Source organism: Vibrio sp. 1078-1, from assembly GCF_033340475.1.
Genome location: NZ_JAWOWM010000682.1, coordinates 1 through 569, shown reverse-complemented (window position 1 = coordinate 569; position 569 = coordinate 1). Strand labels below are relative to the sequence as shown.

The window sequence follows — 569 nt, the reverse complement described above, 5'->3', positions numbered from 1 at the left end:
TTTTGCAGACAAATGGCTTCACATCGTTCAGCATGCACTTTGGCTTCTTTAGGTGCATCGGCTTTCAGCAAGCTCATCGCCAAACGATATTCTGCGCGCTCTTCCTGCATCCAACCGCCCGCTATTTTCCAATAATCCAGTGCTAGCCTTGCAGACTCTAACATCCTCGCTTTCTGCTCGTCAGTACGCTCTGAGAGCTCTTCATACTGACAAGCCAAGTTGTTTGCGGTGATTGCGATCGAACGCGCTAGCACCTCTTCTGCATCGTGTGGTGTCATTCCTAATGCGGCTTTCGCCAACCATTGACTCGCTGGTTCAAGCTGAGTAAGAGCAGAAAGTTCGTTCGCAATAAGAGAGAACACGCGACGCTGATCTTGCTCCTCTAGCAATGCCACATCCTCAGTGCCATCGACAAAAAAGCGTGCAACGGCGATGCTACGTTGAAACGCCAAACTCTCGGTAATGGCGCGATCATCTAAGCGGTCTAAACAGGCAAGAAACCGTTCGGGACGTTCAAGGTGACCAATTGCGGTGTGCAGCATCAGTGCAAATATTCGCTCAACTTGGCT

At 50.3% G+C, this 569-nt stretch carries 1 protein-coding gene; it reads right to left on the bottom strand.

Going from position 1 to position 569, the window contains the following annotated elements; genetic code table 11:
• Window positions 1-569, bottom strand: a 569-nt coding sequence (locus R7190_RS29490; RefSeq protein ID WP_318138153.1) for a hypothetical protein, incomplete at both ends; no start/stop codon positions are given.